Annotated in this window: 7 protein-coding genes and 3 pseudogenes; 3 read left to right on the top strand and 7 right to left on the bottom strand. The window is 51.8% G+C overall.

The genetic code is table 11. The features are described from left to right. Both AB5Y92_RS16560 and AB5Y92_RS16555 read left to right on the top strand, forming a co-directional pair. On the top strand, positions 1 to 904 hold a 904-nt coding region (locus AB5Y92_RS16560; protein WP_368227177.1), incomplete at its 5' end, for an alanine:cation symporter family protein. Positions 905 to 1,193: 289 nt separating this feature from the next. Further along, positions 1,194 to 2,456: pseudogene (locus tag AB5Y92_RS16555) on the top strand (replication endonuclease); the annotation flags it as partial. Positions 2,457 to 2,617: 161 nt separating this feature from the next. Here the strand turns inward: AB5Y92_RS16555 and AB5Y92_RS16550 are convergent. The 7 genes and pseudogenes from AB5Y92_RS16550 to AB5Y92_RS16520 form a co-directional block, all read right to left on the bottom strand. Beyond that, on the bottom strand, positions 2,618 to 3,367 hold the full coding sequence (locus AB5Y92_RS16550) for a hypothetical protein (protein WP_201987825.1): 750 nt from the start codon (positions 3,365 to 3,367) through the stop codon (positions 2,618 to 2,620). Next, a complete protein-coding gene (locus AB5Y92_RS16545; RefSeq protein WP_368227176.1) occupies positions 3,360 to 4,478 on the bottom strand; it encodes an ATP/GTP-binding protein in 1,119 nt (372 codons plus the stop codon). The genes AB5Y92_RS16550 and AB5Y92_RS16545 overlap by 8 nt, the downstream gene beginning before the upstream one ends. Positions 4,479 to 5,007: 529 nt before the next feature. Then, complete coding sequence (locus tag AB5Y92_RS16540) at positions 5,008 to 5,157, bottom strand: DUF4113 domain-containing protein (RefSeq protein ID WP_368227175.1); 150 nt, start codon at positions 5,155 to 5,157, stop codon at positions 5,008 to 5,010. Between the two features lie 58 nt (positions 5,158 to 5,215). Further along, positions 5,216 to 5,467 (bottom strand): hypothetical protein, encoded by a 252-nt coding sequence (locus tag AB5Y92_RS16535; protein ID WP_234916098.1) that lies wholly within the window; start codon positions 5,465 to 5,467, stop codon positions 5,216 to 5,218. A 764-nt stretch (positions 5,468 to 6,231) separates the two neighbouring features. Continuing rightward, positions 6,232 to 6,351 (bottom strand): annotated as a pseudogene (locus AB5Y92_RS16530) (ogr/Delta-like zinc finger family protein); the annotation flags it as partial. 58 nt (positions 6,352 to 6,409) lie between these two features. Then, positions 6,410 to 6,809, bottom strand: a pseudogene (locus AB5Y92_RS16525) (phage portal protein); the annotation flags it as partial. A gap of 18 nt (positions 6,810 to 6,827) precedes the next feature. Then, positions 6,828 to 7,634: a crotonase/enoyl-CoA hydratase family protein gene (locus AB5Y92_RS16520; RefSeq protein ID WP_201988010.1), complete on the bottom strand. Its 807-nt coding sequence runs from the start codon at positions 7,632 to 7,634 to the stop codon at positions 6,828 to 6,830. A 168-nt stretch (positions 7,635 to 7,802) separates the two neighbouring features. Here AB5Y92_RS16520 and AB5Y92_RS16515 point away from each other — a divergent pair. Continuing rightward, on the top strand, positions 7,803 to 8,487 hold a 685-nt coding region (locus AB5Y92_RS16515), incomplete at its 3' end, for a cyclic nucleotide-binding domain-containing protein (RefSeq protein WP_368227174.1).

The following is an 8,487-nucleotide window of genomic DNA, read 5'->3' as shown; positions in this document are numbered from 1 at the left end:
CAGCTTCGCCAGTACCGTAGTGCCCTTTATGGCGCTGGGCTACATCATCGTGGCTTGCGTCATCATCGCCCTGAATATCGGCCAGCTGCCGGGCGTGATCCTGCTGATCTGGAAGAGCGCCTTCGGTCTGGATGCCGGTTTCGGTGCCATTCTGGGTCTGGCCATCATGTGGGGGGTAAAACGCGGGGTCTACTCCAACGAAGCGGGTCAGGGTACCGGACCGCACGCCTCCTCTGCGGCGGCAGTGAGTCACCCGGCCAAGCAGGGTCTGGTGCAGGCGTTCTCCGTCTATATCGACACCCTGTTCGTCTGCTCCGCCACCGGCTTTATGCTGCTGATCACCGGCCTCTATAACGTACAAGGGCCGGACGGCGCCGCCATCTACACGGGTATTGCCGGTATCGCAGCAGGCCCGGGCTATGTGCAGACCGCCATGGAGAGCATGATGCCGGGCTTTGGCAGCATTTTCGTGGCCATCGCGCTGTTCTTCTTCGCGTTCACCACCATCGTTGCCTACTACTACATCGCCGAAACCAACATCGCCTACATCAACCGCAAGATTAATCGCCCCTGGCTCACCTTCTTGCTGAAAATTGCGCTGATGGCTGCCACTGTCTACGGCACCGTCAAGACGGCGGATCTGGCGTGGGGCATGGGTGATATCGGGGTTGGCCTGATGGCATGGCTCAACATCATCGCCATCCTGCTGCTGCAAAAGACCGCCTTCACCTGTCTGAAGGATTATGAAGCGCAGCAGGCACAAGGTATTGACCCCGTATTCCACCCGGAGAAGCTCGGCATCAAGAACGCCGATTACTGGGTGGGCAAACGCTCCGAAGAGAACCTGGAGCTGGAGAAATCGGGCCATCAGTTCGAACCGGATCAGGATCGCAAGACCTCCTGAACCAGAACGACATAAGACATCAATAAAAAATGGCAGCCTCGGCTGCCATTTCTATTTCATTAATTTCAATAAGTTACATTCAAACCAAGGAGTTAAGTGCCACACAAGGGGACACTTTGGGACGTGAAAAGACACCCAAATTGGCAAAATGTGGACACTTTTTTCGACCCATTCTCGAGGAAGATCAAGCTGGTTTAAGATGGTTTTCCAACGGGTTAAAGCGGACAGCGTCATTGAGATAATCCGGTGCAAAGTGGGCATAAGTCATCGTCCGATGAAATATCAAGTGGCGGCCCTCAAACGGTGGAACGCGCCCGTTTATGGATTTCGCGTGTGCGAGGCTCACCACGACGGCACCCCGCACTGGCACCTACTGCTATTTATGCGCCCGGAAGATCGCAACCGGGTGATCGGCATCCTGCAACGCTATGCCCTGACCGATGACCACGAAGAGCTGGTACGGGATATCAAGGGCGCCCCACCCTTTACCGATTTTACTCCCCGCTTCGACTGGAAAGAGATAGACCCGGCCAAGGGCGATGCCGCGGGCTATATCGCCAAATACATTGCCAAGAACATCGACGGCGCCTACCTGGACGACGACGAAGAGGCTGGCACCGCAGCCGATGAGGACGCCCTGCATGCCCTGGCCTGGGCCAGTTGGTGGGGCATACGCACCTTCCAGCAGATCGGAGGCGCCCCGGTCGGGGTATGGCGCGAGCTGCGCCGCATCAGCAACGCCAAGAAGAATGCCGATCTGGTTGGCCCACCCAAGCCCGTGCTGCAAGACCCGCGCTTTGAGGCGGCTCGATTTGCCGCGGATAACGGCATTTTCCGCTGCTACCTGCACGCCATGGGCGGCGCACTAGCAACCCGTGCCGAGCACCCCATCAAGCTGGCCCACCTCATTAAGGAGCAAGCCAACAGCTATGGCGAAGACATTAAGCGCCTGATGGGCATTACCTCCGCTCGCCTTGGCATCAAGACCCGCCTGCAAGGGTGGGAAATTGTACCCACCGGCACCCATGAAGCCAGGAAAGCCGCCGAGGCTGCAGAGAGGGGGGTTGGGGTTAAGACGGGCGACAGCCCGGCACCTTGGAGCTCTGACAATAACTGTACGCTACCGGATCCTGATGCCTTCACAGACCAGATCATGAGGGAGCAATGGGGGTTATCGCCCTTCTCCATCGACCGATTACGGGCTGGGGCTTGCGTCAATACGGACGGCTTCACCCTCTGGCTTGAGAACGGCCAGCTGCAGTCGTACAGATCGCTGCCAAGCGAACCAGATTGGATGCCAGAGGGCTTGGGGCCAATAGAACAGAAGCAGCCTGATGAATACGCAGTACCGGAAGGCGATCCGGACTGGCCAATGCTGGTTGAGCTGTGCGGCAAGGTCTACCAGGCACAAGGCCACAGCGGCGCGCACCGTTGGATCGAGATGCTGCCTGAGCCCTATCAGTCAGAGATGTGGCGAGAATTGGAGCGTCTGGATACATCGGAGTGGCTGCGGGAACGGGGAGATGACAACGCACGAACGATATATAAGTAAGAATGCCAACAAAAGCCATATCCATCATCTAGAGAAAAAATGCTATCTGATTTCATCAGGATAGTTTAAGGATAAGTGCGTGTATTGATCGCCAACAGTCCAACATTTAAATAAAACATCCCCCACTAACCATAAATGATAAAGCCATCTCCATGGTGGTTCTAATGTGTAATATACTGGAGAAGCATTTCATGTGTTTTTGCACTACCATAATAATCTAACACCACCAATGGGAATGCACTTAACACTGATACTTCTTGGTTAACATCGATATGTCCTGTTTTTTGCTTGTCAAATATCTCCCCTTGAGAAATGAGTCTATCCAAAGGAAACTCTAGCTTACCATCAACGATAAATTTTGCCTTCTTGCAGTGAAGATTTACAAGAAGGCCCCATTCCCGTGGGCCGTAAGAAGTAACATCCCTAAAATTCACAGCCGCTGTTTCATGAACTGTTTTTTTAAAGTTAACACAATCCGCTATTTTTACTTGCTCACAAACAAAACCAGAATCCATAGATAGCTCTGAAATGAACCGAAGGCATTCAACCATTGGGTAACTTATAAAAAGCTTACCATTCTCTGTTTCTTCATTAAAAAATGAGATTAGCTCATCTAAGTGTTCATCATCAGCTCTATGAGAATGGCCATCATAATCAAAGAATATATATATCTGAGAGAATTTATCTCTTGAATATCCTGCCAACGAGGAGTCTCTTTCTTTAATCAACTCAAAGATATCAATAAACTGATCGTCTTTAACTTGCTGATACAACCCATAAACATCAGTTTTATAGGAGGATTTGATCACTATTTTTTCGTCATCAATGCCAATAAAAAACCGCAGTAAACTATCAGCAATAATATGCTCTGTCTTCTCACCCTCGAAAACAAAAAGTATATGTTCAGCCATGATTAAACGTGCCTGCTTTGTACATTTTTTCAAGATTATGAGCAGATCTGATGTCTTTTTCGGTACTATCAGCAATGGTCACCACCTTGTTATCTTTCATAATAAAGTAACAGTCTGGCCTTAATAGTTCATTACTCATTATCGAAGTATTATGCGTGGTTAATAGAACCTGAGCATCCAATTTTTTCAACTCATTCACTATCGCAACAGAGAGCTCATGATGATAAAATGCATCGAACTCATCAATAAAAACAAATGAGACTGCATCCTTATCTTTCATTCTCTGAAGCCAAAAATAGAATAAAGCCAAAGATGTTGTACCTGTTGATGCTATTGAAAAGAATGGTACCTTACGCTCTCCGAAATCAAAGGCTATTGTTTTTTTACCTTCTGAATTGACTACTTCAATTAATGAACACTCTATCCCTGCGTTGTTCAAAAAATTTTGAAAGTCAGCGACATTGCCATGCTCCACTATGTCTTGGCATATATTTCTCGCACCATTTTCTATACCAATATATCTGTTATCCTCAAGAGATCTAAAATAAAGCATCTTGTCAACGAAATTGACAAAATCATGAAACAATGCATTTTCATCATTATCTTCGAGTATTGCGTTGTTTCTAACATATGAAATTATTGAAACAGGTGAGTCCCCAACTTCGTCACGAAGCTGTTCCGTTCCTGCAAGACTAAAATTAGCTTTAATGCCTAACCTACGGTCATATTCAATAACAATTCTGTCGTTGATTTTAAGTCTTTCGCTTACTAATTTTTTAAAATCAGATTTTTCATATTCATAGGCGACATTTCCACCATCGAATTTAAAATAAAAAACAAATGATGCTGTATTAGTTTTGCCCTCAGCGTTTAAATAGCTACCATAATAATAATTGGCAACGGTTTTATCTGTAATGTTTGTTACTATATCAAATATAGCGAGTCCCAGATTCGACTTTCCAGCACCATTTTTACCGTATATTATTCCCTTGTTAACAACACCATTGACGATATTATTAGAATTAAATTCATAGTTCTTTGATTGCTCTAGGGAGAATTTAACTTTATCGTTAAAACCTTTAAAGTTTGATACTTCGACGCACTTAAGCATAACAATCACCAATATTAATAATGGTAAGTTAGATGGTCACAATACACCACCTCCCGCATTTAGTGTAGTTTTTTTACGGCAAATAGCAAAAAAGCTTGACTTTAACCTTCCCCAAAAGTAGTCTCTCTCTTCAGGAGAAGGCTCTCGCCTACCACCATAACTTTCGCTCCTAGCGGACTTTATGGGTGTCAGTTCCCTCAACTGACCTAGATAGGGAGGGCATAGCAATGAAACGTAAAGACGTCTTTGTTCATGCATACAAACGCTATCGTTATGGTGCGTGGGAGTATGTAGCTAATCACTACCGCTCCTCCCCAAACCGATAAGCTGATGTTAAAGTGCGCAGAGTCCTTCTCTGACAATGTAATCCTGATTAACCTGCTCTCTGCCCGTTAGGTGTGGGTCCCTCTTCGCTCTATAGAGCTCATTCCATTTTAAGCCCTGTCAGCGCAAATTTTGCGCACTCCGAACTTCAATGAACCCATAAAGCTCGGCATCAGCACACTGGCAAATATAGATATCGAATAACTCACTTCACCACCGGCAGCTCGGAGAGTGCGATGGTATAGCGGAGGCTTAACTGCTGCAGCTTAATTATCCACCCCCGATTGTCACGTCCGCAGGAAGAGAAGTAGACCTTGCCAAGCCGTCCCTGATTGACCTTGTCGATGACCAGCATCAGCGCATCGCTGCGAAGGGATTGCTGCTGGGCGGCAAACAGGTCGCCCTACTGCATGTTAGCGGGTGTGAAGTCGGCCAGCATGACGCCCCCCTTTCTGGTAGCGCTGTTCATCGCGCCAGATAAGGGGGGGCCGCTCGGGGATCAGGGCCAGCAAGGCCCAGGTATCGTTGGTGGGCATGGCCAGCTTGGTGCTCACCTGATTGCAGTAATAGTGCTCCCGGTCGCGGAACGGGCTGGTGCGAATGAACAAGGTGACATGGCGACAGCACATCCCCTCCCCCCGCAGCTTTTCGGCGGCCCGCTCCATGTAACCCGCAGAGCCTGATGCATGGGGCAGATCTTGGTGATGCGCCCCCCAAACACGAGCGCGAGCAAATGATCTGCAGCTTGACATGAGCCTCTTGCTCCAGCTCGACGCAGGGAATACCACGCAGTTCCTGCACCGTGCGCTCGGCCACCACGCCATAGCGGCGCTGCAGCGCCTTAGGGCCGGCGGCGACCAAGTCGGCCACAGTCTTGATGCCCTGTGCCTCCAGCTTGGCCGACAGTCGCCAGCCAATGCCCCATATCTCATCCACTGGGGTGATCGCCATCAACCTAGCGCGCAGTCCTTCATCCCGCAGCTCCACCACGCCGCCCTTGGCGGGCAACTTCTTGCGGCATAGTTGGTGAGTGATAAAACTAACGTCCCAGTCACTGACTCTGGGGTTACCCGCCACTACTTACAACGCATCATCTGTACGTTGGACGAATCAATATAGATGCTCAAAATCTGGTTAAACGACTTGAAAACCAGGCAGATTGGCACAGCTGAAACACTTTAGAATTTATTCGTTATAGTAACCCAGCGTAAAACGCTAAATATGGAGAGGCACAGGCCTCTCCTTTTTTATAACCAACAAGGAGATTTATATGGGTTCAGTCATTCGAGTAACTTTGCTGCCGGGTATACATCCGAGCAGTTCATCTTGTGCGCGTTTAGTCTGCTACACAGACACCGTCGCGTATTTCATACTGATCTAATTAGCAATAAGGATTAGGGGCGCTATTGCGCCCCCAGTCCTTTCAATACCAGCTGTGGCCACACTCTGCATCGGTGCACTGGCAGTAGAGATCCGAGACATCATCGCTCAGTCGGTTGGTCTTGGTAATGCGGCCCCGTTGGCCACACACTTTGCAATAAACCAGCATTACGCCCCCTTTTTTATCCAAATCAACAGCCTATCTTGCCACAGCAAATACTGTTTGTTTATACAGCTGAACCGATATTCTCCCGAAAATCGACCCGCAGGGAGACGGGAGTCCCGCGCTGTTGATGGCATCCTGGATAAGCTCACACAGCGGCAGCACCTCGTTGCGGGCATAGGTGGCATCGTACTTCTCGGGCTCCCCGAGCCCTCCCCCGCCATTGGTCGGAATGATGCCGGCCAGGATGTTGACGAACATGGAGCGAAAGTTTCCCACCCCTTGCTGCTTGCGATCATCTCCTTCATCTCCTCCTCGGTGTCGTCGTCCATGTTCGGGTCTGTGGCGTAGAAGATGAAGCCCATGTGGGCGCCGTTGAGGAAGTATTTGCGCCGAAACAGGGTGGCATCCTGGTTAAGCAGGGCCGACTGCAAGCCACCCAAGTAGACGGGCATACCGTAGATCGCTCGTGCAGCTCGCAGTCAGAGCGGATTGCGGCGCGGCCCGAAGGGCAGCCGCCAGCGAAACAGGCTGTTAAGGGTGGCTCGCCACTGATTGGGTCGCCCCAGGATCTGCTTTTGCAGCCGGGTCTCTTCCTTCAGCATCGCCTCATCGCTGCGGGCCCAGGCCTGGCTGTAAAGCTGTTTGATCCCCGCCAGTGCATCCGGCGACTTGGTGATAAGGGTGCGGGCAAACTCTCGCGCCTCCACCAGCGGATCGGCGCAGACCCGGCTCACCATCCCGAGAGATTTGGCCTCGACGGCATCCAGTTCGCGCCCGCTCATGGCCAGCTCCATGGCGGTATCCACTCCCATCAGGTTGCGCATGGTGACGCTGCCACTCATGTCGGGGATGATCCCCCACTTGATCTCCATCACCGAGAAGCGGCAATCAGGGGCGCTGAAGCGAAAATCGGCGCCGAGGGCAATCTGCAAGCCACCACCAAAACAGACTCCATGGGTCACCGCAATCACCGGCACCGGCAGTTGGTGCCAACCATAGGCAACCCGCTGAGCCAGATTGGTCGCTTCGTCTGCTTCACGCTTGAGAATATCGAGCGCTGCCACCGGCTGTCTCAGCATGGATTTCACATCCAGCCCGGCGCAGAAGGCACGCCCCTCGCCATGCAGGATCACTGCCCGCAACCCCTTGTGCCGGGCGAGCTGTGTCAGCGTCTCGTCGATAGCACTGAACATGGCGCGGTCCAGCGCATTGAGTTTGTCCCCCCGCGTCAACATCACTTCGGCAATCCCGTCGTGGATCTCGCACTTGATCCTTGGTTTTTCCATCTCCCTTATCCTCTCCTTGATCCCTGAAACTGACTCACTGGTCATACCACCACGTTATCAGAGTGTGAACAGGCGGTACAGCTGAGACTAAAGTCGGCTGGTCGCCTCCCCCTCCCTTTGTCACACTGGGAACAGCATGAGTGCCGCAAGCCAGCAGAGGACGCTGTCATGTCAACCCTGTTCAATTTTGCCAGACCACCATTCGACCGACTGGCCGAGGAGGCGCGCGAGCGGCTCTCCCGTCACCTCTCGCTCTGCTATTTTCGGGCCGGGGATCTGCTGCTCAAGGAGGGGGACGAGCCTCCCGGCCTCTATCTCATCATCAAGGGGGCGGTGGAAGAGTCTGCCCCTCACCACCAGTTTGGTGATTACGGGGTTGATGATCTGTTCGATGTGCGCGCCCAGTTTGACGGCCGCTGCCGCCACCGCTTCACTGCACTGGAAGATAGCCTCTGCCAGCTCATCCCTCGCCACACCTTTCTGGCGCTCTGTGAGCAGGATCCGCAGTTTGCCAGCTACTTCACCGCCAATCTGGCCGAACGTCAGCGCCAGCAAGAGCAGCGCGAACAGCTGGGTCAGAAGAATCTGGCGGAGTTTATCCTGACCCGCATCGAACCCGGCCACCTGCAGGCACCGCTTATCGTCGACAGCAAGCTGTCACTGCTGGCGGCGACCGAAGCCATGGTGAGCAAGGGAACCGATTGCCTGCTCTACCCGGCCCACGACGGCTCCCTCACGCTGGCAACCCGCAAGACCTTGCTCCACGCCCTGACCCTCAAGGGATTGCCGCTTACGGCCCCCCTCTCTGTGCTGACCCCTACTCCTCTGATTGGTCTGCCGCTGGAGAGCTATC

The sequence above is a fragment of the Aeromonas sp. R1-1 genome, from assembly GCF_040908495.1.
Classification (GTDB): domain Bacteria; phylum Pseudomonadota; class Gammaproteobacteria; order Enterobacterales; family Aeromonadaceae; genus Aeromonas; species Aeromonas veronii.
Note: the sequence above shows the minus strand (reverse complement) of the source record. Positions and strands in the feature narration are given on the sequence as shown.